Below are 22261 nucleotides of genomic sequence, written 5' to 3'. Positions count from 1 at the left end.
GTGACGGACAAGACAGTAAATTCTATATAAGAGAAAAACAGTAAATGTATACCCATAAGGGGAAACCGCACACATATTCGCGCGTATAGGATTTTTAGTCACTGTCGTCACAGGGGAGAACGATGAGAGAAAAAGACATTGAGCAGGAACTTGCAGCGAGAACCAAGGCGATGGGAGGCATCGCTCCAAAGTTCACCTCACCGGGATTCGATGGAATGCCCGACCGACTAGTGCTTCTGCCGCATGGCAGGATGGGATTTGTGGAACTCAAAGCACCGGAAAGAAAGCCGAGACCACTTCAGATGGCACGGCACAGGCTGCTTCGGCGACTTGGATTCAAGGTGTATGTGATTGACGAGATAAATCAAATTGACAGCGTATTGGAGGAAATCGACCATGAATGAACTTACGGTATTGGAACATAACAGCATCCGTGTCATGACCACGGAGCAGCTTGCCGAGGCGTATGGATGCGCTCCGAAGCAAATTCAGCAGAACTTCAGCAACAACCGTGTGCGGTTTATTGCGGGAAAGCACTTCTTTGTTCTGGAAGGGCAGGATTTACAGACCTTCCGCTTGCAGGTCGAAAATATCGAACTGCAAATTTCCCCGAAAACACGTCATCTGCATCTCTGGACAAAGAGAGGTGCGGCTCGCCATAGCAAGATGCTGGGGACGGAGCGGGCATGGGATGTTTTTGATGAACTGGAAGAAAGCTACTTCAATCCCATGAAGAATATGACGCCTGAGGAATTCCTCCTCTACAGTGCACAACGAATGGTGGAGCAGGCAAAAGCAATCAAGGCCGCAAATGCCCGTATCGACAAGGTGGACGAGCGGCTTCTCGAGGTCGAGTCCAAGCAGATGACTATCGATGAGCACCACTACACCATCATCGGCTATGCAAACCTCAGGGGAATCCGGGGAGTGGGTCGGGATGCCGCCGCAAGGCTTGGACGCAGAGCCTCGGCAATGTCCAGAAAGCAGGGCTATCACATCGGCAAGGAGTACGATGCCAAATATGGCATGGTGAATACCTACCATGTGGATGTGCTGCAGGAAGTGTTTCGGTAATGAATTCCGCTGAGATTGGAGGTGATGCTCTATGAAGTTCATACCGCATGATTACCAGCAGTACGCCATCGACTTTATCGAAAGCCACCCGACTGCTGCTGTACTCCTCGATATGGGACTTGGAAAGACCGTGATTACCCTCACAGCTCTCAACAACCTTCTCTTCGACTGCTTTGAGATTTCCCGTGTCCTCGTTATCGCTCCGCTCCGTGTAGCGCGGAATACATGGCCGCAGGAGATCGGAAAGTGGGAGCATTTGAAGCATCTCCGCTATTCCGTAGTAGTCGGAACGAAGAAAGAACGCCTTCATGCACTTCGGCAGCGAGCCTCCCTCTACATCATCAACCGTGAGAATGTGCCGTGGCTCGTGGAGAAAACCAACTTCAACTACGATGCCATTGTGATAGACGAACTCTCCTCGTTCAAGAATTGGAGCAGCAAGCGATTCAAGGCACTCATGAAGGTTCGCCCCTTGGCAAAGAGAGTCATCGGACTGACGGGAACGCCATCCGGCAACGGATTGATGGATCTCTTTGCAGAGTTCAAGGTACTCGACATGGGACAGCGTTTGGGGCGGTTCATCACGAAGTATCGGCAAGATTACTTCAAACCGGATAAGCGAAACGGACAGGTGGTCTTCTCCTACGTTCCCTTGCCCGGAGCCGAGGAGCGGATCTACGAGAAAATCTCCGATATCACCATCTCTATGAAAGCCGCCGACCATCTGAGGATGCCCGAGCTGATCGAGAGCGAATATAGCGTTCGCATGGATGAGGCCGAGAAGAAGATGTACGACTCAATGTGTGAGCAGTTGGTTTTGCAGATGAAGGGCGATGAGGTGACGGCGGCAAATGCCGGTGTCCTGTCCGGGAAACTCGCGCAGATGGCAAACGGCGCAGTCTACGCCGACGATGGAGCTACGCTGCATATACATGACCGCAAGCTCGATGCCTTGGAGGACATCATCGAGAGCATGAACGGCAAACCGCTCCTCGTGGCGTATTGGTTCCGGCATGACGCAGAGCGCATTGAGGAGCGTCTGGCATGCGTCCGACTGGATACGGATGACGCAATCGCCCGTTGGAATCGCGGAGAAATCTCCGTCGCTCTCATCCATCCTGCAAGTGCAGGACACGGTCTTAACCTTCAGAGCGGCGGTTCGACCATGGTGTGGTTCGGCATTACATGGAGTTTGGAACTCTACCAACAGACCGTGGCACGGCTCTATCGGCAGGGACAGAACGCAAACACCGTGGTGGTGCAGCATATCATCGCCGAGGGCACGATTGACGAGAGAATCCTCCGTGCCTTGAAACGGAAGGACAAGACACAGACGGCACTGATTGAAGCCGTCAAAGCGGAGGTGGCATCATGAACTATGAGATTCTGGCAAACGCCATCGTCGAACAGGCGGCGAAAGACTATCGGTGGGCGAGGGCGGCTCTCGGAAAAGACGTAGAGAACATTGCAGCGGTAGTGATGCGCTCTGAGACAGAGCGGTTCTTCCGTTCTGCATGGTTCGGACAGCTGACTAGTCTGGACGGAGAGTGGCTGCTTGAAAAGTTGGAGGGGGAATTTGCATGACAGCGAAAGAGTATCTCAGTCAGGCATGGAACATTGACCGACGCATCAATGATAAGGTCGCCCATGTGTCGCGGCTGCGTGACATGGCAACAAATGTGAGCACCGTCATCAGCGACATGCCGAAGAGTCCGAGTCCGAACAATCAGCGGATGGAAACCATCATCGCGCGGCTGACCGACACGGAAGATGAGATCAATGCAGACATCGACCGTCTGATCAGTCTGAAACTCGAGATCATGAATACGATCTGGCAAGTTGAGGATGAAAACGCTCAGATGGTGCTTGAGCGTCGTTACCACAGCTTCAAATCGTGGGAAGATATTGCAGCGGATATGAGCGTCAGCGTTCGGTGGATACACAAGATTCATGGCAAGGCACTGGATGAAGTTGAAAAAATTTTAGAAAAAAAACAGCAGAGTTCATCCGAGTTCACATAAGTTCACAAAGGTTCACGTTGCGTTCATAGGGTTGACAGTGATATGATAGACTCAGCAAGAATAGTATATGGAATCAGCCTTCTCGGAGAAGCAATTCTCCGTGAGGGCTTTTTTGATGGAGAAACGTAATGCCGAGAAAGCCGAAACGTCCCTGTCGCATGACGGGATGTCCGAATCTTACAGACCGAAAAAGCTGTTACTGTAAGGCACACGAGAAAGTCATGCAGAAACATTACGAGCATTTTTCCCGTGGCTACGATCAGCACGCGAGATATGGCAGCGTATGGCGTAGGATTCGTGACCGTCACTTGGCAGGGCATCCGATCTGTGAGATGTGCAAAGAGCGGGGGAGATACGTTCGTGCAACGCTTGTGCATCACATCCGACCTCTTGCTGACGGTGGCACACATGATGAGAGCAACTTGATGTCGCTCTGTGTCTCCTGTCATGAACGGATTCACCAGCGCGGCAGTGGTGACCGCTAGACCCCTAGGGGGCGGTCAAATCTCTAAAACCGCGCCGTTACTGGACCGGGGAGGGGGCGTACGCACAAAAACGTCGGTTCAAACGGGGTATTAAAGGAAGGGGGCGAAAAGATGGCGCGGGACGGAACAAATCGCGGTGGACGGCGCATCCGGGCGGGAGATAAACCCGAACCACTCGCAGATAAAATCGCGGGTGGGCGCACGGCGCACATCATGGAGTTCCCCATGACGGAACTGGACGGCACAGATCTTGTGGATGCTGCCGACCTCTACGGCGAGGAGATGCCAACGCCGAGCGAGTTCCTGTCTGCGCGACAGCGGAACGGAAAGCCGCTCGGCGCGGATGAGATTTTCCGTGAAACATGGCTGTGGCTGAAGGAGCGCGGCTGTGAGCGGCTTGTGAATCCACGGCTCATTGAAAGCTACGCACAGGCATTTGCCCGTTTCATCCAGTGTGAGGAGGCAATGAGTCAATACGGGCTCATCGGCAAGCATCCGACCACCGGAGGGGCAATAGCAAGCCCCTTTGTTCAGATGGGGCAGGCATTCCAGAAGCAGTCGAATCTGCTCTGGTATGAGATTTTCGACATCGTAAAGCAGAACTGCACCACCACATTCGTCGGCTCTCCGCAAGAGGAGCGGATGGAACGGCTGCTGCGTTCGAGAAAGTAAGGAGGGAAGTCATTTGAACAAAACAACATCGGAAATGAAGCTCGTTCCGATCAGTAAACTCGTGCCATATGCCAACAACGCACGGACGCATTCGCCCGAGCAGATCAACAAGCTGCGCGGCAGTCTGCGGGAGTTCGGATTCGTCAGTCCCGTCATTATTGACAAGGACTACGGCATCCTCGCAGGACACGGACGTGTTGCGGCGGCGCGGGCGGAGGGGATGGAGAGCGTGCCGTGCGTATTCGTCGATCATCTGACGGAAGCGCAGAAGAAAGCGTACATCCTCGCGGACAACCGTTTCGCACTTGACGCAGGATGGGACGAGGAAATGCTGCGCGTCGAGATGGAAGCCTTGCAGGGTATGGACTTTGACATCTCGCTCACGGGCTTTGACGAATCCGAGATTGCCGATCTGCTCTCACTGGATGATGGTGAAGCGCAGGAAGATGATTTCGACGTGGATGCGGAACTCGCAAAACCCTGTGTTGCTCAATCGGGTGATGTGTGGCATCTCGGCAAGCATCGTGTTATCTGCGGAGATTCCACGTTGCCGGAGACGTATGAACGTCTGCTCGGCAGTGAGAAGGTAAATCTCGTATGCACGGATCCCCCATACATGATCCAGCTTGAAAGCACATCGGGGAAAATAAAGAACGACGATCTGAATGACAAGGACGCCTATGAGTTCCTCAAATCTGCCTTTACCGCCTTCCACTCGGCAATGGCGACAGACGCTTCCATCTATGTATTTTACGCAACAGCAAAAGCCCGCATCTTTCATGACGCTTATGAAGATGCGGGCTTTAAAGTTGGCGCGGGCTTGGTTTGGAAGAAAGACCGACTGGTTCTTACGCGCACGGACTGGAAGTACATCCACGAGCCGATTATCTGGGGATGGAGGAAGGACGGACGGCACAGGTGGTACGGCGATCAGAAGCAGACCACTGTCTTTGCATTTGACCGCATCAAAGACTCGAAGAAGGACGGCTGCGGACATCCGTCCTCGAAGCCCGTGCCGCTTATCGCGTACCTTGTCAAGCAGTGTACGCAGACGAATGGTATCGTTCTTGACGGATTCCTCGGCTCGGCATCAACGCTGATTGCTTGCGACCAGCTGGGGCGTATCTGCTATGGCGTGGAGCTTGAGGCGAAATTCGTGGATGTTGCTGTTGAGAGATACATCCAGAGCAAGGACGGCAATACAGAAGATGTGTTTTTGGAACGTGACGGTGAGCGCATTCCGTATGTGGATGTGCCGAAACCAAAGGAGGAATCGTGATGCGTGTGTTTTTGAATCCGGGTCATGCGCCGGACGGAAATCCCGACCCCGGCGCGTGCGGATACGGGCTGCGGGAATGTGACGTGACAAAGAACGTCGCTGACCTTGTGGCGGGCTATCTCGTTGCCGCAGGTGTAGAGGTAGTTGGCACTTTGCAATCGGACAGTCTGCATGAAGTCGTTACGGCTTCCAACAACAGCGATACGGACGTATTCATCTCCATTCACTGCAACGCCTATAACGGCAGTGCAAACGGAACGGAGGTCTGGCACTTCTATGGAAGCGGCGCAGGGGAGATACTGGCACAGTGCATCCAGAACCAGATTGTGGATGCGCTCGGCACTGTGGATCGCGGCGTGAAGGGTGCAAAGCCCGGTGTCAACGGACTGTATGTTCTGAGCAACACTGATGCGGTCGCAGTGCTTGTGGAGCTTGCGTTTATCGACCATGCGGGCGATGCAGAGCTTCTTGGGACGCAGCAGGATGAATTTGCACGTGCGATTGCGCGTGGGGTAACGGACTATGAAGGAGAGTGTTGAAGATGAAACTGGAACACATTCAAAATGAACTGAAAAATCATGTGGGGGACTTCGTGCGGACGGAAGCGAAGGAAGCGACCGTCCTCTGGATGCACGAGAAGGGGCTTCCCGCAGCGCGTGAGGTGTCGGCGGCGTACACGGCGGCACTGAAGGAGAGCGCGGAGAAGGAGACAGGATGGTGTAGATTCCGCGACCGCATCTTCCTGCCGCTTGTCATCGACGGGGCGATCTGGGTGACAGGCAAGATGCTTGAGCGCATGACGGTATCCTTGGCAGGGAAATGATGGGCATAAGATCTATTTGATGAGATAGAGTTGGTGTATACAACAGAATCCGCTTGCTAATTCTTCCCACGTGAGTGATGAATGTAATGACCAAAGTACATGAAGGAGGTAGTCACCATGAAGGTCAATTACAACATCCAAAAGGAAGAGCGCAAGGCGATGGTCGGGATCATCAGCAAGGTGCTCGGCGAAAAGCCCGTCTACTGCGGCGCACCGACATTTTCCTACAAGATCGGCGCATTCGAGATCACGAAGGACGGATGTCTTTGCTTCGACGATGCCACCGACGAAGCGACCGTTGCGTGTGTGCGCACGGCACTGCGCGAGGAGGGCTTCATGTCCGAGGATGGGGAGGACGAGGCTTCCTGCGCGGATACAGGGGCAGACGAGTCGATCCTGACGGAAGCGGCAGTGGATGATCTGACACCGGCAGAACCTGCTCCGACAGAGGAAGCGATTGCAGAAGCCGATGAGGACAGCCTTTCCATCAGTCTCCCACGCAGCCTTTTCACGGAGACATCACTGCAGAATCTCGATGCACTCCTCCTGAGCAAGGGGCGGCTCATCCGGCACGCCTTTGACATTCGCGAGGCGACCTACACGCTGACCGATGACCGTATCACCTTCGCATGGCTGCACGGCACGATCACTAACGAGACGGCAAAGGCATATGCCGAGTTCATCAGTAAGCTCTGCCTGATGGCGCGGACGCAGAAGCGCGTCACGGCGAAGGAGAAGATTGTGGACAACGAGAGATACGCATTCCGCTGCTTCCTCCTGCGTCTTGGCATGGTCGGCAATGCCTACAAAGAGTCGCGCAAGATTCTCCTGCAGAATCTCACGGGCAGCAGCGCATTCAAGAGCGGACATCGAAAAGGAGATGAGCGCCATGCATTTTCCGAGTAAGGAACAGATCGCCGCACTTCGAGAGCGGTATCCGCACGGGACGAGAGTGGAACTCCTCGGAATGGACGATCCGCAAGCACCACCCAAAGGGTCGATGGGCGAGATTCTAGGCGTTGACGATGCGGGACAGCTTCTCGTCCGATGGGAGACAGGCTCGTCACTCAGCCTGATCCCTAGCGTGGACTCCTTCCGCATCATGCAGAAAGGGGGCAGATCATGAACGAGAAGGTTTTCGCACAGATCATGGACATCCGCGATTCGGGGCGGGTGAATATGTTCGATATTCCCGCTGTTCAGAGGATAGCGTTTAAGATGGAATTCTACGAACTCATCTGCTTCATCGAGGAAGACCGTGCCGCATATATTCGCTTCATCCTCACGGGTGAAAAATAGGCTACGATTTCAGCGATTCCGCACAGCCTTTCGGGGCTGTGTTTCTCTCGAAAAATAAGTGTGATTTATCGAAAATAAGACTTGCTATATTCTGCGTTTAGAGTGATATATACACATGACGAAGGGAACAACCTACACACAGAAAGCGAGGAACACAAAATGAAAAGCGCAGAAGCAAGATGGCCGAAGACCACCACGATGGAGCACCTCAATGAAATGCGGTTCGGGACGAGCGGCGCGATCCTGCGCTACGGCGAGCAGATCCTTGTCGTCGGGATGGAGTGCTGGGGCTTCCACGCAGCCATCTACGAGATGGTCGAAACGCCGGAGGAGACGGGATTTGCAGACATCGAATGCCGCCTGAACCTCGTCGAAGTCGCCACCGAGCTTTTCGAGGACGGCGGGCACGCGATGGCTTGGTGCATGAAGCGCATCTAAGCCGCGCCAAATAAAAAACAGCCCTTCGGGGCTGCTTCTCGTTTCAGATATTGTGAGTCGCTGAGAGCGGCTCTTTTTTGATGGGGGGTGATTGCTTGCGAAAACTGACGGACTATAAGCCGACGGAGTTCATGGCAGAAAACGCGCACTATGACAAAGCCGCTGCGGACTATGCCGTGGGCTTTATCGAGTGCCTGTGCCATACGAAGGGGACGTGGGCAGGAAAGCCCTTTGAACTCATCGACTGGCAGGAGCGGATCATCCGAGACGTCTTCGGTATCCTCAAGCCGAATGGTTATCGGCAGTTCAACACGGCGTATATCGAGATAGGGAAGAAGAACGGGAAGAGCGAGCTGGCCGCCGCCGTTGCACTTCTCCTTTGTTGCGGCGATGGGGAGGAACGTGCCGAGGTGTATGGCTGTGCCGCTGATCGTCAGCAAGCGAGTATCGTGTTCGAGGTCGCAGCAGATATGGTGCGGATGTGTCCTGCGCTCAGTAAGCGGGTGAAGATCCTTGCCTCACAGAAGCGGATGGTCTATCTGCCGACGAACAGCTTCTATCAGGTGCTTTCGGCAGAAGCATATTCAAAGCACGGCTTCAACATTCACGGTGTTGTATTCGACGAACTTCACACACAGCCGAACCGCAAGCTCTTTGACGTTATGACGAAAGGCTCCGGCGATGCGCGTATGCAGCCGCTTTACTTCCTCATCACTACGGCGGGGACGGATACGCAGTCCATCTGCTATGAGACGCATCAGAAAGCGAAGGACATTCTCGAAGGGAGAAAGATCGACCCGACCTTCTATCCCGTGATCTACGGAGCGAAGGAGGATGAGGACTGGACAGACCCCGAGGTCTGGAAGCGGTCGAATCCGTCCCTCGGTATCACGGTCGGCATCGACAAGGTACAGGCGGCTTGCGATTCCGCACGGCAGAATCCCGCCGAGGAGAACAGTTTCCGTCAGTTGCGTCTGAATCAATGGGTGAAACAGTCCGTGCGGTGGATGCCGATGGACAAGTGGGATGCGTGCGCTCTGCCTGTGGATGCGGAATCCTTGGAGGGGTGCGTCTGCTACGGCGGATTAGACCTTTCCTCCACGATGGATATTACGGCATTTGTCCTCGTGTTTCCTCCGACCGAGGAGGATGAGCCGTTTGCCGTGCTTCCGTACTTCTGGATTCCCGAGGAGAACATTGACCTTCGCGTGCGCCGCGATCATGTACCGTATGACGTGTGGGAGAAGCAGGGCTTTCTCATGACCACCGAGGGGAATGTTGTGCATTACGGATTTATCGAGACGTTCATCGAGAAACTGGGCGAGAAGTACAACGTCCGCGAGATTGCCTTTGACCGATGGGGCGCGGTGCAGATGGTGCAGAATCTTGAGGGGATGGGATTCACCGTTGTTCCGTTCGGGCAGGGATTCAAGGATATGAGCCCGCCGACGAAGGAGTTGATGAAGCTGACGCTGGAAAAGAAAATAGCGCACGGCGGGCATCCCGTCATGCGCTGGATGGCAGACAACATCTTCATTCGCACCGATCCTGCGGGCAACATCAAGGCAGACAAGGAGAAGTCCACAGAGAAGATCGACGGCGTGATTGCGCTCATCATGGCTCTGGATCGTGCGATTCGCTGTGGGAATGATACCTCCGCATCTGTCTATGACGAGCGAGGAATCTTGCTGCTGTGATTCGGGGTCTGAATCAGAGTGCGGCAACTTGGAGTTTCAGTCCAAGCGGCTGCATGAGTTTGAGCAAGGTGTCGATTTTTGGTGTCGTTTTGAAAGATTCGATACGTGCAACGGAGGATTGCGGCAGACCGCAACGCTGCGCAAGCGTTCTTTGGCTGATGCCAAGGGCGGTGCGCCGCTCAATCATCGAAGAAACAATAGCTGCAATTTCTTCAATCTCCTCCATACTTCGACGGCTCTCTGCGTCAATGGATTTTACATGATTCTTGTAATCTTCCCATGTTTTCATTTTCCTCGCTCCTTTTGCTGACGAAGGTAATCGGTTCGTGCTTCTTTTGCACGGGCTAGTTCGCGCGGCGGTGTCTTCATACTTTTCTTCCGAAAGTGGTGCAGCAGAACATATTGACCGTCTGCGTAATAGAAGTAGAAGATCCGGTTGTTTCCGGGGCGAAGTTCCCATATATCATCTTCCAGATATTTTGTGATCTTACTCGGTAATCTCGTTCCGTTGCGTGCCAAAAGATCGATGTAAAAGATGATCTGATCATATTGAATCCGCGCATCTTTGTTCGTCTTGCTTTTTTCACGTAACTCCTCGAGAAAATTCCATACGTCGGATGTCCCGTTTCTTTTCTCGTAGAACTCAATTCGATACATATTATACTCCCTCTTAAAGACACTTTGATGATAGCATAAAAGCTATCATTGTGCAAGGAGAATAACATATGAACCTATTCAGCAAACTCTTTCGTTCGCGGGACAAGCCTACGAATCATCTCGGCGGCTTGTCCTTTTTGTTTGGGCAGACGGCGGCGGGCAAGGCGGTCAACGAACGTACTGCAATGCAGATGACGGCAGTCTATGCCTGTGTCCGTATTCTTGCCGAATCCATCGCAGGGCTGCCCCTTCATGTTTACGCATACAAAGGGCAGGGCAAAGAACGTGTACCGGAGCATCCGCTGTATTTCCTGCTCCACGATGCGCCGAATCCTGAGATGATGAGTTTCGTATTCCGCGAGACTCTCATGGCACATCTCCTTCTGTGGGGAAATGCTTATGCCCAGATACTTCGAGATGGCAGAGGGCGTGTCCTTGGTCTCTATCCGCTGCTCCCGGACAAGATGGAGGTCGGTCGTGACAGCCGCACGGGGGAACTCTACTACACCTACACGAGAAGCACGGAGGAGAATCCGAACTTCAAAGATAAGGGGCAGATTCGTTTGCGACGCGAGGATGTCCTCCACATTCCGGGACTCGGCTTCGATGGTCTGGTCGGCTACAGTCCCATCGCTATGGCAAAGAACGCCATCGGCATTGCCCTTGCGACAGAGGAGTACGGAGCAGCCTTCTTCAAGAACGGAGCGCGTCCGGGCGGCGTGCTTGAGCATCCGGGTGTTCTGAAAGACCCGTCAAAGCTCCGTGAGAGTTGGCACGCCGTTTACGGCGGCACGATGAACACGGGCAGGATCGCCGTCCTCGAGGAAGGTGTAAAGTATCAGCAGATTGCCATACCGCCCGAAGAGGCGCAGTTCCTAGAGACGAGGAAGTTCCAGATCGACGAGATTGCACGGCTTTACCGTGTGCCGCCGCATATGGTCGGGGATTTGGAGAAGTCCAGCTTCTCGAATATCGAGCAGCAGTCGCTTGAGTTCGTCAAATACACTTTGAATCCGTGGGTCATGCGATGGGAGCAGTCGCTGCAGAAAGCACTGCTGACGGATAAAGAGCGGAAGGATTACTTCATTCGCTTCAACGTGGACGGTCTTCTGCGCGGGGACTACAAGAGCCGCATGGAGGGATATGCCATCGGGCGGCAGAACGGATGGCTCTCCGCGAACGACATCCGCAGGCTTGAGGACATGAATCCCATCGAAGCGGAGGAGGGCGGCGATCTGTACCTTATCAACGGGAACATGACAAAACTGAGGGACGCAGGTTTATTCGCCAACAAGAAAGGAGAGGGCGATGAAACGTAAATTTTGGAACTGGGTGCGGAACGAGGGAGAGAAGCGTGTCTTGCTTCTGGACGGTGAAATCTCGGACGAAACGTGGTGGGGTGATGAAATTACACCTCAGATGTTTCGATCTGAGCTTCACGCCGCCGAGGGAGATATTGACCTCTGGATCAACTCTCCGGGCGGGGACTGCTATGCGGCGGCGCAGATCTACAATATGCTGATGGAGTATAAGGGGAACGTCAATGTCAAGATTGACGGGATTGCCGCTTCCGCCGCATCCGTCGTCGCAATGGCAGGAACGACCGTTGAGATTTCTCCCTTGGGGATGTTGATGATCCACAATCCCATGACCGTCTCCATCGGGGATACACACGAGATGGAGCGGACGATCACGTTCCTTGCCGAGATCAAGGAGAGCATCATCAACGCTTATGAGATCAAGACGGGGCTGTCCCGTGCGAAGATTTCACGGCTGATGGATGCCGAGACATGGATGAACGCAAAGAAAGCGGTGGAGCTTGGATTTGCGGATTCCGTTCTCTATGAGAATCGGGAACATCTCACAGGCGAGGCGGCAGACGGGCTGATTTTCTCCCGCGCCGCCGTCACAAACTCCCTGCTCTCGAAATTCGGGCAGGGGACACAAACAAATAATGTCGATGCAGAGCCGTTTAAGAAGCGGCTCTTTTCTATTTCACACTAACGGAGGGACAAGAACATGGATAAGATCATGGCAATGCGCGAGAAGCGTGCAGAAATGTGGGAACAGGCAAAGCAGTTCCTCGACGAACACGAGAAGGACGGCCGCCTTACGGCAGAAGAGGCAAAGGCATACGAGCAGATGGAGAACGAGGTGCTTGCACTCGGCAAGGACATCGAGCGCATGGAGCGACAGGCAATTCTTGACGCGCAGCTTGCAAAGCCTGTAACGTCGGCAATCACCAATACACCGGGCGCAGGATTCGCTTCCGAAAAGACAGGTCGTGCAAGCGAGGCATACCGTGCGGCGATGCTGAAGGCACTGCGTACGAACTTCCGGCAGGTGGAGAACGTCCTGCAGGAAGGTGTGGATGCAAACGGCGGCTATCTCGTACCCGAAGAGTACGATCAGCGTCTGATCGACGTTCTGGATGAAGAGAACGTCCTGCGTCCGCTTGCGACGGTCATCACAACGAGCGGGGAGCACAAGATCAACATCGCCGCCACAAAACCTGCGGCTGCGTGGATTGAGGAGGGCGCGCCGCTCACCTTCGGGGACGCGACCTTCGACCAGATCGTTCTCGACGCGCACAAGCTCCATGTCGCAGTCAAGGTAACGGAAGAGCTTCTCTACGACAACGCCTTCAAGCTTGAGAACTACCTCATTGAGCAGTTCGGCAAGGCACTCGGCAATGCAGAGGAGGATGCGTTCCTGAATGGCGACGGGACGCACAAGCCGAAGGGGCTTCTCACCTCGGCAAAGACATCCGTCACCACGGCGGCGGCAGACATCAAGGCGGACGAACTCGTGACGCTCGTCTACAGTCTCAAGCGTCCCTACCGCAAGAATGCGGCATTCATCGTCAACGATCAGACCCTTGCAAGCATCCGAAAGCTCAAGGATGCGAACGGTGCGTATTTCTGGCAGCCGTCGTACCAGATGGGCGAACCCGACCGTCTGCTCGGCTACCCCGTGTACTCCTCGGCATATATGCCGGCTATTGCAGCAGGCAAGACCGTCATCGCGTTCGGCGATTACTCCTACTACAACATCGGGGATCGCGGCACTCGCGCACTCCAGGAACTCAAGGAGCTGTTTGCGGGCAACGGCATGGTCGGCTACGTCATGAAGGAGCGTGTGGACGGTAAGCTCGTTCTTGAGGAAGCCGTGCAGACACTCAAGATGAAGGGCTGATGTATGTTTTGCGGCAAAGAGGGGAGGTGGTTCTATGCTTGTGCCGCTTGCAGCAGTCAAGCAGTATCTGCGAATTGACGGAGATGAGGAGGACGATCTCCTCACGCACTTTACGGAAACGGCAGAACAGATTTGTACTGCATTACTGAGCGTGAAGAAGCTGTCCAAGGTTGAAGATCAGGCCATTGTGCGCGTTGCAATCCTCTATGCTGTCTCCTATCTCTATGAACATCGGGAGGAAGCGGATCACAGAGGGCTTGCCTTGACACTGCGGTCGCTTCTCTTCGGCGTTCGGAAGGAGGTCTTTTAGATGCAGGTGTCTATGAGCGAACTGCGTCACCGAATTTCCATCCTGCGCCCTGTGACAGATACGGATGATGAGGGAAATATCCTCGCGCAAACAACACAGGAAGTCGGGAAAGCATGGGCGCTCGTTCTGCCCTTTGCCGCGAAAATCTCCGACGGGTATGCGGAGAAGGTGCAGGAGGTGGATTACCGCATCGTCATTCGTTACCGTACGGATGTGCGCGTGACGGATCGTATCCGTTGGGGAGATAAAATGCTCACACCGATTGCGCCACCGTATCCGCTCGGCGGGAAGAAACGGTGGCTTGTTCTGGAATGCGGGGAGTTGGTGGAAGATGGCTAGATACCGAGGTTTCGTCTCTGCCGAGAAGATATTGTCCGAACTCGGCGCAGAGGCGACGGCTGCGGCAAAGGCAGCACTCGCGCACGGAGCGGACGATGTGGTCGCGGAGGCAAAGAACCGCTGTCCCGTCTATACGGGAACAGATAAGCGCGTGGTCAAAGGTGCGCTGCGGGATTCCATCCACAAACGTCTGCGCCGGAAGGACGGCTCTGTTTGGAGGATTGCGGCGGATGCGGAGTCTCAAGATGGCGTATTCTACGGCGTTCTTGTCGAGTTCAGCCCACGCATCAACAAGCCGTTTCTCTATCCCGCGCTCGATGCCAAGAAGGACGGAATCCGTTCTGCCATCGTCGATGCCGTAAGGTCTGCTATTCGGAGGAGAGGGAAATGAGTACGGCACGGATGGTGTATCAGGCACTTGTGCGTTCCAAAACACTGTCTCAACTTCTTGCACATGGGAAGAAGGGCATCTATCACGGACGCAGTCCCGACGCGGGGACATATCCGATTCTCGTCTACTCTGTCATTTCCGACGTTCCTGCGCTCTCGGCAGACGGTGCGGAACTGGAACGCCGAATCACGGTGCGTATCCATATTCTGACGAAGGACGGACGGTTTCGGGAAATCCATAAAGCCGTAAAAAGTGTACTCCTGCCGCTCGGCTTTGTAAGGGCGCAGACGCAGGAGTTCGTTCAGAAAGATATATTCGTGGAAATCACAGATTACAGAACAGTAGTGGAGGGAGAATAAAATGCCGGGACCAACACCAACGGGAAAGCCCGCAGGGAATCTTACGAGCGGGCAGTTCATCAACATCCAGAAACTTCACATCGCAAAAATGCTCACCGATGAGGCGGGCGGCAGTGCGACCTACGAGAAACCCATTCCGCTCGGGAAATTGCTCCGCAAGGTGGACATCAAGCCGCAGACGAATCAGGCGGAGCTTTTTGCCGACGGTCAGTCCGTGGATACGGCGTCGAATACCGCATCCTACGATCTGACGTTTGATACCGCCGCGCTTCCTTTGGAATACACGGCGTATCTTCTGGGACACAGTATCGAGAACGGCGTAATGAAGGCGGGCAAGGACGATGTCGCGCCATACTTCGCCGTCCTCTTTCAGTCGGATAAGCGCAACGGGAAGAAGAGATACACCAAATTCTACAAAGTCCAATTCACGGAACCCTCTGAGAGCGGCAACTCGAAGCAGGAGAGCATTCAGTTCGATACGCCGACGCTCACGGCAAAGGCGATCTACCGCCTCTCGGACGGGCTGTCCTACGCCAAGGCTGACGAGGAGGCAGCGGGCTTTGCCGCAGAGACAGGCTCGAAGTGGTACGAGCAGGTCTGAGGGAGGACATGATGGATACACCGAAACTGCATATTGCGGGCAGGGAGATTACGCCGAACCCTCCGAAGATGAAGGTCTGGCGTGCGTTTCTTGCCTTTTTTGATGCCGACAAGGAAGGTCTGAGCCTTGAAGATTTTCTGAACGAGCATGTCCGACTGATCATTCTCGGCTTCGGACGCGAGGAAGTGACGAAGGAATCCGTGGAGGAGAATGTAGACGTTGCGGACATTGTTCCACTGACACGCGCACTCTTTCGATGGGTTCAGTCATTGACGTTTTCCAAACTGGTGAACCTCCCAAACGGGGAGACGGAGAAAGAGGCGTAGTTCTTTCTCCGTACCAGAATTTACTGCGCTATTACGAGCGGCTGCAGTCCGCATATGGATGGACGATGCGCGAGGTTGATTCACATGAGATTACGTTTTTGCTTGATCAGCTTGTCGTGACGGCACTGTGCGAACAGCAGCAATCCGAGCGATATATTGACGACGTGATGTAGGGAGGGGATAGGGTGGCAAAGCGCGGACAAAAGATTGATGAACTCTATCTCGACATCGGTCTCAACATCGCACAGCTGCAGCTGGACTTTGACACAGCGGGCAAGACCGTCTCGGATTCCATTGCGCGACTCAACAGTAAGGCGAATAATATCCATCTGAAACTGGATGCTGACCTCGCGAAACTCGACGGTGTGGGGACGGAACTCGACAAGATCAGGGTACGCCATCAGGCGATCAACCGCGAGTTGGATATTCAGCGGCAGAAAGAACAGATTCTTGCCGCTGTCCTCCAATCCGCAAAGAAAAACGATGGCGTGGACAGCGCATCTTACCGTAGAGCAGAGAGCAATCTCCTGCGTCAGCAACGAACCGTCGCGCAGACCGAAGCCGAGGTGCGAAAACTGAATAACCGCCTAAAAGAAAGTGCGGTTCTCTCCGGCACACTTGGCGGGCGCATCTCCGCAGGGATGACGGCAGCACAGGCAGGTGTCAAGAATCTCACGAGCGGATTCAATATCCTCTCCGCGAAGATGGCTGCCGTTATGGCAGTCGCGGCAACCGGCGCAGGGCTGTTCAACATCACCAAGGACGCGATGCTTGCGGGTGAGAACGTCTATAAGCTGACGCAACGACTTCACGTCTCTGCGGGGGAAGCCGCTGAACTGGGGCGTATGTTTCAGCTTGCGGATACGGACATCAAGAGCGTCATTCCGCTCATTGCACGTCTCGACAAGCAGGTGTCCGTTGCGGGAGAGAGCGGCAACGATACCGTCCGCGCACTTTCGCGCTTTGGCATTGCGCTCAAAGACCAGCAAGGGAATCTCCTGCCGCTGAACGAGCAGCTGGCACAGCTTGCCAAGGGATACAAGACCGCAAGCGAAGCAGGCATGGAGGAAGCATATACCGCAGAAGTCCTCGGAGCACGCGGGGCGGCACTCATCCCTATTCTTGAACAGTATGACGATCTGATGACGATTTCATCTCGCGTCAAGACCACGGGACTGCTTGACCCGGAGCAGGCGCATGAGACCTATCTCAAGTGGCGTGCGATGGAGATGGAAGCGGGGCAGCTGAAACTCGCGCTTGGTGCAGCTCTCCTTCCTGTCGCCGAGGAACTCATGCCGGAGATCAATGATGGGTTTGAATCTCTGGTTGAAATGATTCGGGACAACAAGGATGAGATCAAGGACGCCGTTCTAGGATGGGGCGAAGCACTCAAGACCGTTGCGGAGCTTGCGGGCTTTGTCGGAGAACAGATTCACAAGGTCAATGAACACGCAGAAGCGAATGCGTGGCTCATGAAGAATCATCCTGTGGCATCTCCGCTGATTGCTGTTCCGTTCCTCGGCGGCACCGTTCTAGACGCACTCTATGGTGATGAATACAAGCAGTACCAAGAACAGCAGAAACTTGCCAAAGAGAAAGCGGCGGCAGAGGAGAAGGCGCGTGCCGAGGCGGAGAAGAATGCCAAGGCGCAGGAGCAGAATGCCAAAGCTGCGGCAATCCGTGCGGCGGCAGAGAAAGATGCCGCAAAGACGGTCAGTGAGTCTGCAAAGGCGACCACACAACTGACGGACAGCTTATATACACTGACGCACACAGACATCCAGAACAGCCTTCATGCACTGGATCGTGAGGCCTTCGATTTCTTCCAGAAGGGTGCAGACCCGCATCTCATCGACGAATACCGTCTGGCGAAGGAAGCGAAAATCTACGCCGACTTTCAGCGGGACGTTGTGGACAAGGCGAATGCGCTCTATAAGACCGACCTGCAGAACAAGCTGGACTCCATCGCCCGCGAAGCCGATGCCTTCCGGCAGAAGGGCTTGGACGAGGTGCAGACGCAGGCGTGGCTCAGTGAGAGCAAAGCGCGTGTCATGGAGCAGTGGGAGAAGGATGTAGCGGGGAGTATCCGCTCCATTTGGAAAACGGAACTTGAGAACCGCCTTGCTGAGATTGAACGCGAGAAGGATGCGTGGGTACAGAAGGGACTGGACGAGGTCGAAGCGACACGCTGGGCGGAGAAGCAGAAGCTCGATGCCAAACGCAACGCCGCTCTGGAAGTCCTCCGCTCCCAGAAGGAGGAACTGCAGGTATTCAAGAAATCCGGGCAAGTCGGGCTGATGGAGTATCTTCGGAAAAAGAACAAGCTGACCGCAGAGGATCTGGGGCTGACACCGGAACTTTTGCAGCAGTTCCAGTCCGGGCGTAAATGGGCGATGGAGAATCTCCTGCCGAATTTCGCTCCCGAGAAGCGTGAGGACAGTTCCCGCATTCGCGTCAACGGGCAGGAGTTCTCGTATGCACAGATGATGGCAGGATTGGGGACACAAGCGCAGAGCATTCAAACTGCGGGGCAGGGTGCGAGTGTTCCACAACAAGGGAATCAGTCCGCGCCATCCATGACGGACAATCGACAGATCCACATACAGGTGCAAATCGAGAACGCCGTTACGGAGGACAATGAGGGAATGCGGATGCTCGCCGATCATGTTGCCGACCGCATCCGTCCTGCCGTTGAAAATGCCCTTGGAGGTGATTCCAATTCATATTCACATTGGTGAGGTACGGACATTATCCGTTGAAAACTGGCAGGCCATTCCAGACGACCGTCAACAGCTTTTAGAAATTGTTGGCGGCGTGGTGGTTCAGGATTTCGGTCATGTGACAGAGGGCGATCGTATTTCCTGTTCGGTCACGGTCACTTCTGCCGCATGGGAGAAGATCAAGGGCTACTGGGACAGCCGCGCGATGGTGTCCGTGACCGATGAGGGCGGGAACATCCTGCCCTCCATGCGCGTCGTGGTAAAGTCCTACGAGTATATGGCACATTTTCCGAAGGTATACAAACTGTCTCTGGAATTTTGGAGGGTATGACAATGGCAGAACTCTTGCATATCTATATGAACAATCCAACCGAGGGCGGCAAGGACGGAACAGAGGTCAGCTCCGGTACGGAACTCTCTCCGATCTCCGTTATGCTCGATGCGGGTAAGGGTGAGCAGAAAGCCGTCAAATGTGCCGTGCGGTGCGAGAGCGGCTTCCATATCGACGGAGTCTTGACGATCAAGTTTGTCGGTGATCATGCGGATAAGTGGAAAGCGGCAATCAATAACGGATACACCGTCGATACAGCGTTGGAGTCCGCCGAGTGGAAAGACAGTATCTCATTATCCAATGTTGCTGATAAGAATACGATTTTCTGGGTCAAGGCACTCAGCAGTGCAGATGAGCCGCCGCAACAGGATACGAGTGTGGACATTCAGGCAGAGGGACTCCTAGTCTCGAATTGAGGAGGTTCGTATGGCATTCAAATACATCAATCCGGGCTATGCGGAGCTACTTTCGGTTCGTGGCGGCACGACGGTGACGGGCGAGCAGTACAGTAAGACGGGCATATCCTTCTGGCAGCCGACCAGTGACAAAGGGCTGACGATTTCAGAATTCCCCACAGAGCTTTACGGGAAACTGGATCTGTACTTCAAAGCACCCGAGAATGCAGACCGTGCCAAACTTACCCTTGCAATTGGAGGCTACATCATCGTTAGTGCGGAAACGTCCTGGAGCAGGTGGCGCATGAAGGGAAACAACAATAACGATACCATTGCCACCTCCGACAGCATTCGCGCAAATGCAGTCAATACTTTGTGGTTTCATGTCAAACCGGGGCAAAACAATGACGGCATCTTTCGGGCACTCCTGAACGAACACGAGGTTTATAACAAGCAGGACTGCTCTTTTTGGTACGCCTACAGTTCCAGTGAAAAGACCATAACAGTTTGCAGCAGAACCGAAGACATTCTTATCTCGAACCTCATCCTATCGGATGAAGAGATCAGCCCACGGGAACAGGTTATCATGCTGCCCGCCCAAGCGACGCAGACGAATATGACCGACTGCGGCGATGGAAGCTATCAGGCGACGGCTGCGAATCAGGAGATTCTGCAAACGGTGGATGTTGCCGCCTTGTCCGCGCAGTATAGTGCGGACTCTCGTGTGACGGGGATTTCTCTTCTCGGTAATCCCGCCTACCGCACGGCAGAGGGGCTGTGCGCTCTGACAGCAATTGAAAAGAGCGGCGGGAATATCACGGAATACGGCAGACATATCGCCGAACAGAATCCAACATCAGTTGTGATGGACACGCGCACTGTCTCCATGTCGATTGCAGAACTCACGGGACGGCAGTTCGGATGGAGAGCGGGGACATGAGCATCAAGCTGAAACCTGCCGTCTGCATCGCGTGGCTGCCGTTCGGGCGCATTCACATCAAGTCTGTTATATATGCCACGGTGATTCCCGTATTTCGTCAATCGGTCAAGGTCAGTGGAGATACGTCGCGTAAAGTCACGTCATCTTGCTCTGTTCATGCAGATACTCTGCGCGATATTCGGATCGTAAAGCAAATCACGGTAACGGGTGACACAGAGCGGCGCATTGGCCGCTGTGGTACGGTTCTCGTAGATACGAAACGGACTCTTGTCAAACAGTCGCGTATTCTTGCAGATACGAGGATAGAGATTCCTCATACACTGACCTATGCAGAGTTCAGGGAGCGGGGGATTCGCTCGTTTTCCGTGACGCTCGGTGAACTCAGTCTCTCCGACAATATCCAGCTTGAAACCGTGAATCCTCTTTCTATCGGCGCGTGTGTAGAAGGGCGGGTGATGGATTATGCCTTCCGATTTCTCGTCGAGGAAACGAGTCAGCGCGGCATCGTGCAGTCTGTCAAGGGGACGTACAGTAAAGACACACTCCTCTACACGCCCATCCATATCTATGTCGAGCGGGCGAAGGTCTCGCGCTATGCGGCGGAGATTGCGGCGGCGCTTGGGCTTCGGCTTCATCGTCTGACCGATGATTTCATACCGTCGCAGAACTTTGAGGGCAGCGGTATGACCTACCATGACTTTATCTCCGCACTCTTCGGATGGACGGCAAAACTCCCGCAGCGTCAGATCAACGTCTTTATTCGCGGCGATACGCTCCACATCATTCAGCGCGGCATGGAGGAGTCTGTCATTGACATTACGAACTGGCCGCACGCACAGCCGACGGTTGAACGGAAACTCCTGCGTTCCGTCTGGCACAGTTCACATAAGGATTCCACAGGGGCGCACAACGAGGAGGACACCGTGCCTGTTCCTTTCACCGGCACGATTTCATTCAGAGAAATCAGCAGAACGTATTCCAACGGCTTTCTCGTGCGCGAGACGAATGAAAACGGCTACAGCACCTATACCTACGATGGGGAATACCTCGCGGAGAAGCGCACGCATAATGTGGACGGCTCCACAAGCCGCACGGATTACGCATACGCCTCCACGGGGCGCGACGTGTATCTCTTTAAGGAGTGGGAGCGTACAACAGAACCCGTCAATGACGGAAAGAAGCACACGGAATATGACTGGGAGGATTGGAGCAACGAGAAGGGGACAGAGCGCATCACCTACCACGCCCCGCTCGGCTACGGATGGTATGCGACCACAGTCTATGTGGACGGCGTGCTCGAAGGAAGCTCCCTCTCACAGGGAAAGCCCGGCGGCAAGGCGAGTCAGTTCACCGTCGAGCAGTCGAATCTCAGCCTTGGTGCAAGTTACGCCAGTGACGATACGCTGCCGTATTCCTCGCTCATCGATACGGAATTTCCCGTTGTGGGGGCAGAATATTTACAGACGCTGACAAAGGAGATCGAGTGGCTCAACCGCAAGACGCAGGAAACAGTTACGGTGGAGATTCGCGCACGGATTCGTAGCGGCGTTCCCGATATTGACCACATCGTCGATTTTACCGAACGCATCCGTTTTGAGGGATACGAGTATTTCCTTCAGTCCAATACGGTGGAACTCACGCCGCGTCTTTTGCGGCAGACAATCAAGATGGTGAGGTGGTACGGATGAACGGTGTTCTGGGGCTTGCAGCGGCGATACGGGCAGGAATAAAGAACTCGAAGGTGGCTGAGTCACAGGCACAGCGCGGCAGGATTCAGAATGGGCGCGTCCATATCGGCGAGCGATCATATCCTTTCCGCGCGGCAGTGGACTGTAACACCAGTGACGGCAGTCTTGTGTGGGTGCAGATTTCAAAGGGTGGTACCGCTGTAATCGTGGGAGCGTGATGT

General features: G+C 54.3%; 32 protein-coding genes. 30 read left to right on the top strand and 2 right to left on the bottom strand.

Annotation, left to right across the window (positions count from 1 at the left end; all coding sequences use genetic code 11):
- The first annotated feature begins 122 nt into the window (after window positions 1-122).
- The 15 genes from K341_RS0109575 (at window position 123) to K341_RS0109505 (ending at window position 9788) form a co-directional block, all read left to right on the top strand.
- A complete protein-coding gene (locus tag K341_RS0109575; protein ID WP_026762646.1) occupies window positions 123-404 on the top strand; it encodes a PDDEXK family nuclease in 282 nt (93 codons plus the stop codon).
- Window positions 397-1074, top strand: a complete 678-nt coding sequence (locus K341_RS0109570) for an ORF6N domain-containing protein (RefSeq protein WP_026762645.1) — start codon at window positions 397-399, stop codon at window positions 1072-1074. Before K341_RS0109575 ends, K341_RS0109570 begins: the two co-directional genes overlap by 8 nt.
- Window positions 1075-1105: 31 nt before the next feature.
- Entirely contained in the window at window positions 1106-2449 is a 1344-nt protein-coding gene (locus K341_RS0109565) for a DEAD/DEAH box helicase (RefSeq protein ID WP_026762644.1), read from the top strand.
- Window positions 2446-2658, top strand: a complete 213-nt coding sequence (locus tag K341_RS0109560; RefSeq protein WP_026762643.1) for a hypothetical protein — start codon at window positions 2446-2448, stop codon at window positions 2656-2658. The genes K341_RS0109565 and K341_RS0109560 overlap by 4 nt, the downstream gene beginning before the upstream one ends.
- Complete coding sequence (locus K341_RS0109555; protein ID WP_026762642.1) at window positions 2655-3095, top strand: hypothetical protein; 441 nt, start codon at window positions 2655-2657, stop codon at window positions 3093-3095. The genes K341_RS0109560 and K341_RS0109555 overlap by 4 nt, the downstream gene beginning before the upstream one ends.
- 128 nt (window positions 3096-3223) lie before the next feature.
- Complete coding sequence (locus K341_RS12410) at window positions 3224-3580, top strand: HNH endonuclease signature motif containing protein (RefSeq protein WP_026762641.1); 357 nt, start codon at window positions 3224-3226, stop codon at window positions 3578-3580.
- Between the two features lie 111 nt (window positions 3581-3691).
- Window positions 3692-4252: a P27 family phage terminase small subunit gene (locus tag K341_RS0109545; protein WP_026762640.1), complete on the top strand. Its 561-nt coding sequence runs from the start codon at window positions 3692-3694 to the stop codon at window positions 4250-4252.
- Window positions 4253-4265: 13 nt separating this feature from the next.
- The gene (locus tag K341_RS0109540) at window positions 4266-5531 is read left to right on the top strand and encodes a site-specific DNA-methyltransferase (protein WP_026762639.1); all 1266 of its coding nucleotides are present in this window, start codon (window positions 4266-4268) and stop codon (window positions 5529-5531) included.
- A complete protein-coding gene (locus K341_RS0109535) occupies window positions 5531-6070 on the top strand; it encodes an N-acetylmuramoyl-L-alanine amidase family protein (protein ID WP_026762638.1) in 540 nt (179 codons plus the stop codon). The genes K341_RS0109540 and K341_RS0109535 overlap by 1 nt, the downstream gene beginning before the upstream one ends.
- Before the next feature lie 2 nt (window positions 6071-6072).
- Window positions 6073-6354 carry a hypothetical protein gene (locus K341_RS0109530; RefSeq protein WP_026762637.1) on the top strand — a complete coding sequence of 94 codons (282 nt, stop codon included), beginning with the start codon at window positions 6073-6075 and terminating at the stop codon, window positions 6352-6354.
- 117 nt (window positions 6355-6471) lie between these two features.
- Complete coding sequence (locus K341_RS0109525) at window positions 6472-7260, top strand: hypothetical protein (RefSeq protein ID WP_026762636.1); 789 nt, start codon at window positions 6472-6474, stop codon at window positions 7258-7260.
- A complete protein-coding gene (locus K341_RS0109520; protein WP_026762635.1) occupies window positions 7244-7480 on the top strand; it encodes a DUF4314 domain-containing protein in 237 nt (78 codons plus the stop codon). Before K341_RS0109525 ends, K341_RS0109520 begins: the two co-directional genes overlap by 17 nt.
- Window positions 7477-7653: a DUF5049 domain-containing protein gene (locus K341_RS0109515; RefSeq protein WP_026762634.1), complete on the top strand. Its 177-nt coding sequence runs from the start codon at window positions 7477-7479 to the stop codon at window positions 7651-7653. Before K341_RS0109520 ends, K341_RS0109515 begins: the two co-directional genes overlap by 4 nt.
- Before the next feature lie 159 nt (window positions 7654-7812).
- Window positions 7813-8091, top strand: coding sequence for an Nmad4 family putative nucleotide modification protein (locus K341_RS0109510; protein WP_026762633.1), 279 nt, complete (start codon window positions 7813-7815; stop codon window positions 8089-8091).
- A 95-nt stretch (window positions 8092-8186) separates the two neighbouring features.
- Window positions 8187-9788 (top strand): terminase large subunit, encoded by a 1602-nt coding sequence (locus tag K341_RS0109505; protein WP_009658143.1) that lies wholly within the window; start codon window positions 8187-8189, stop codon window positions 9786-9788.
- 13 nt (window positions 9789-9801) lie between these two features.
- Here K341_RS0109505 and K341_RS0109500 read toward each other — a convergent pair whose 3' ends face one another.
- Both K341_RS0109500 and K341_RS0109495 read right to left on the bottom strand, forming a co-directional pair.
- Complete coding sequence (locus K341_RS0109500) at window positions 9802-10077, bottom strand: helix-turn-helix domain-containing protein (protein WP_009439101.1); 276 nt, start codon at window positions 10075-10077, stop codon at window positions 9802-9804.
- Window positions 10074-10445, bottom strand: a complete 372-nt coding sequence (locus tag K341_RS0109495) for a type II toxin-antitoxin system RelE/ParE family toxin (protein WP_009658190.1) — start codon at window positions 10443-10445, stop codon at window positions 10074-10076. The genes K341_RS0109500 and K341_RS0109495 overlap by 4 nt, the downstream gene beginning before the upstream one ends.
- Before the next feature lie 68 nt (window positions 10446-10513).
- Here K341_RS0109495 and K341_RS0109490 point away from each other — a divergent pair, with 68 nt between their 5' ends.
- From K341_RS0109490 to K341_RS0109415, 15 genes are all read left to right on the top strand, one after another.
- Window positions 10514-11764, top strand: coding sequence for a phage portal protein (locus tag K341_RS0109490; RefSeq protein WP_026762632.1), 1251 nt, complete (start codon window positions 10514-10516; stop codon window positions 11762-11764).
- Window positions 11754-12449 (top strand): head maturation protease, ClpP-related, encoded by a 696-nt coding sequence (locus tag K341_RS0109485; protein WP_026762631.1) that lies wholly within the window; start codon window positions 11754-11756, stop codon window positions 12447-12449. Before K341_RS0109490 ends, K341_RS0109485 begins: the two co-directional genes overlap by 11 nt.
- A 15-nt stretch (window positions 12450-12464) precedes the next feature.
- Window positions 12465-13640 carry a phage major capsid protein gene (locus tag K341_RS0109480; protein WP_026762630.1) on the top strand — a complete coding sequence of 392 codons (1176 nt, stop codon included), beginning with the start codon at window positions 12465-12467 and terminating at the stop codon, window positions 13638-13640.
- A 34-nt stretch (window positions 13641-13674) separates the two neighbouring features.
- Window positions 13675-13950, top strand: a complete 276-nt coding sequence (locus K341_RS0109475) for a head-tail connector protein (protein ID WP_026762629.1) — start codon at window positions 13675-13677, stop codon at window positions 13948-13950.
- Window positions 13951-14289, top strand: a complete 339-nt coding sequence (locus K341_RS0109470; RefSeq protein WP_026762628.1) for a phage head closure protein — start codon at window positions 13951-13953, stop codon at window positions 14287-14289. It abuts the gene before it with no gap.
- Window positions 14282-14680 carry an HK97 gp10 family phage protein gene (locus K341_RS0109465; protein WP_026762627.1) on the top strand — a complete coding sequence of 133 codons (399 nt, stop codon included), beginning with the start codon at window positions 14282-14284 and terminating at the stop codon, window positions 14678-14680. The genes K341_RS0109470 and K341_RS0109465 overlap by 8 nt, the downstream gene beginning before the upstream one ends.
- Window positions 14677-15039: a tail completion protein gp17 gene (gene gp17 / locus K341_RS0109460; RefSeq protein WP_026762626.1), complete on the top strand. Its 363-nt coding sequence runs from the start codon at window positions 14677-14679 to the stop codon at window positions 15037-15039. The genes K341_RS0109465 and gp17 overlap by 4 nt, the downstream gene beginning before the upstream one ends.
- 1 nt (window position 15040) lies before the next feature.
- Window positions 15041-15640: a major tail protein gene (locus tag K341_RS0109455; RefSeq protein WP_026762625.1), complete on the top strand. Its 600-nt coding sequence runs from the start codon at window positions 15041-15043 to the stop codon at window positions 15638-15640.
- Between the two features lie 11 nt (window positions 15641-15651).
- Entirely contained in the window at window positions 15652-15966 is a 315-nt protein-coding gene (locus K341_RS0109450; RefSeq protein ID WP_026762624.1) for a hypothetical protein, read from the top strand.
- A 185-nt stretch (window positions 15967-16151) separates the two neighbouring features.
- Window positions 16152-18704 carry a hypothetical protein gene (locus K341_RS0109440; protein WP_026762623.1) on the top strand — a complete coding sequence of 851 codons (2553 nt, stop codon included), beginning with the start codon at window positions 16152-16154 and terminating at the stop codon, window positions 18702-18704.
- On the top strand, window positions 18676-19017 hold the full coding sequence (locus K341_RS0109435; RefSeq protein WP_026762622.1) for a hypothetical protein: 342 nt from the start codon (window positions 18676-18678) through the stop codon (window positions 19015-19017). Before K341_RS0109440 ends, K341_RS0109435 begins: the two co-directional genes overlap by 29 nt.
- A 2-nt stretch (window positions 19018-19019) precedes the next feature.
- Window positions 19020-19433 carry a hypothetical protein gene (locus K341_RS0109430; RefSeq protein WP_026762621.1) on the top strand — a complete coding sequence of 138 codons (414 nt, stop codon included), beginning with the start codon at window positions 19020-19022 and terminating at the stop codon, window positions 19431-19433.
- A gap of 10 nt (window positions 19434-19443) precedes the next feature.
- Window positions 19444-20352, top strand: a complete 909-nt coding sequence (locus K341_RS0109425; protein WP_026762620.1) for a hypothetical protein — start codon at window positions 19444-19446, stop codon at window positions 20350-20352.
- Window positions 20349-22040, top strand: coding sequence for a hypothetical protein (locus K341_RS0109420; protein WP_026762619.1), 1692 nt, complete (start codon window positions 20349-20351; stop codon window positions 22038-22040). Before K341_RS0109425 ends, K341_RS0109420 begins: the two co-directional genes overlap by 4 nt.
- The gene (locus K341_RS0109415; RefSeq protein WP_026762618.1) at window positions 22037-22258 is read left to right on the top strand and encodes a hypothetical protein; all 222 of its coding nucleotides are present in this window, start codon (window positions 22037-22039) and stop codon (window positions 22256-22258) included. Before K341_RS0109420 ends, K341_RS0109415 begins: the two co-directional genes overlap by 4 nt.
- Window positions 22259-22261 lie beyond the last annotated feature (3 nt).

The sequence above is a fragment of the Centipeda artemidis DSM 19719 genome, from assembly GCF_000426665.1.
Classification (GTDB): domain Bacteria; phylum Bacillota; class Negativicutes; order Selenomonadales; family Selenomonadaceae; genus Centipeda; species Centipeda artemidis.
Note: the sequence above shows the minus strand (reverse complement) of the source record. Positions and strands in the feature narration are given on the sequence as shown.

Coding starts and splice junctions, on each gene's coding strand:
- K341_RS0109575 (WP_026762646.1), top strand. CDS start 123: ATGAGAGAAAAAGACATTGAGCAGGAACTTGCAGCGAGAACCAAGGCG.
- K341_RS0109570 (WP_026762645.1), top strand. CDS start 397: ATGAATGAACTTACGGTATTGGAACATAACAGCATCCGTGTCATGACC.
- K341_RS0109565 (WP_026762644.1), top strand. CDS start 1,106: ATGAAGTTCATACCGCATGATTACCAGCAGTACGCCATCGACTTTATC.
- K341_RS0109560 (WP_026762643.1), top strand. CDS start 2,446: ATGAACTATGAGATTCTGGCAAACGCCATCGTCGAACAGGCGGCGAAA.
- K341_RS0109555 (WP_026762642.1), top strand. CDS start 2,655: ATGACAGCGAAAGAGTATCTCAGTCAGGCATGGAACATTGACCGACGC.
- K341_RS12410 (WP_026762641.1), top strand. CDS start 3,224: ATGCCGAGAAAGCCGAAACGTCCCTGTCGCATGACGGGATGTCCGAAT.
- K341_RS0109545 (WP_026762640.1), top strand. CDS start 3,692: ATGGCGCGGGACGGAACAAATCGCGGTGGACGGCGCATCCGGGCGGGA.
- K341_RS0109535 (WP_026762638.1), top strand. CDS start 5,531: ATGCGTGTGTTTTTGAATCCGGGTCATGCGCCGGACGGAAATCCCGAC.
- K341_RS0109530 (WP_026762637.1), top strand. CDS start 6,073: ATGAAACTGGAACACATTCAAAATGAACTGAAAAATCATGTGGGGGAC.
- K341_RS0109525 (WP_026762636.1), top strand. CDS start 6,472: ATGAAGGTCAATTACAACATCCAAAAGGAAGAGCGCAAGGCGATGGTC.
- K341_RS0109520 (WP_026762635.1), top strand. CDS start 7,244: ATGCATTTTCCGAGTAAGGAACAGATCGCCGCACTTCGAGAGCGGTAT.
- K341_RS0109515 (WP_026762634.1), top strand. CDS start 7,477: ATGAACGAGAAGGTTTTCGCACAGATCATGGACATCCGCGATTCGGGG.
- K341_RS0109510 (WP_026762633.1), top strand. CDS start 7,813: ATGAAAAGCGCAGAAGCAAGATGGCCGAAGACCACCACGATGGAGCAC.
- K341_RS0109500 (WP_009439101.1), bottom strand. CDS start 10,077: ATGAAAACATGGGAAGATTACAAGAATCATGTAAAATCCATTGACGCA.
- K341_RS0109495 (WP_009658190.1), bottom strand. CDS start 10,445: ATGTATCGAATTGAGTTCTACGAGAAAAGAAACGGGACATCCGACGTA.
- K341_RS0109490 (WP_026762632.1), top strand. CDS start 10,514: ATGAACCTATTCAGCAAACTCTTTCGTTCGCGGGACAAGCCTACGAAT.
- K341_RS0109485 (WP_026762631.1), top strand. CDS start 11,754: ATGAAACGTAAATTTTGGAACTGGGTGCGGAACGAGGGAGAGAAGCGT.
- K341_RS0109480 (WP_026762630.1), top strand. CDS start 12,465: ATGGATAAGATCATGGCAATGCGCGAGAAGCGTGCAGAAATGTGGGAA.
- K341_RS0109475 (WP_026762629.1), top strand. CDS start 13,675: ATGCTTGTGCCGCTTGCAGCAGTCAAGCAGTATCTGCGAATTGACGGA.
- K341_RS0109470 (WP_026762628.1), top strand. CDS start 13,951: ATGCAGGTGTCTATGAGCGAACTGCGTCACCGAATTTCCATCCTGCGC.
- K341_RS0109465 (WP_026762627.1), top strand. CDS start 14,282: ATGGCTAGATACCGAGGTTTCGTCTCTGCCGAGAAGATATTGTCCGAA.
- gp17 (WP_026762626.1), top strand. CDS start 14,677: ATGAGTACGGCACGGATGGTGTATCAGGCACTTGTGCGTTCCAAAACA.
- K341_RS0109455 (WP_026762625.1), top strand. CDS start 15,041: ATGCCGGGACCAACACCAACGGGAAAGCCCGCAGGGAATCTTACGAGC.
- K341_RS0109450 (WP_026762624.1), top strand. CDS start 15,652: ATGGATACACCGAAACTGCATATTGCGGGCAGGGAGATTACGCCGAAC.
- K341_RS0109430 (WP_026762621.1), top strand. CDS start 19,020: ATGGCAGAACTCTTGCATATCTATATGAACAATCCAACCGAGGGCGGC.
- K341_RS0109425 (WP_026762620.1), top strand. CDS start 19,444: ATGGCATTCAAATACATCAATCCGGGCTATGCGGAGCTACTTTCGGTT.
- K341_RS0109420 (WP_026762619.1), top strand. CDS start 20,349: ATGAGCATCAAGCTGAAACCTGCCGTCTGCATCGCGTGGCTGCCGTTC.
- K341_RS0109415 (WP_026762618.1), top strand. CDS start 22,037: ATGAACGGTGTTCTGGGGCTTGCAGCGGCGATACGGGCAGGAATAAAG.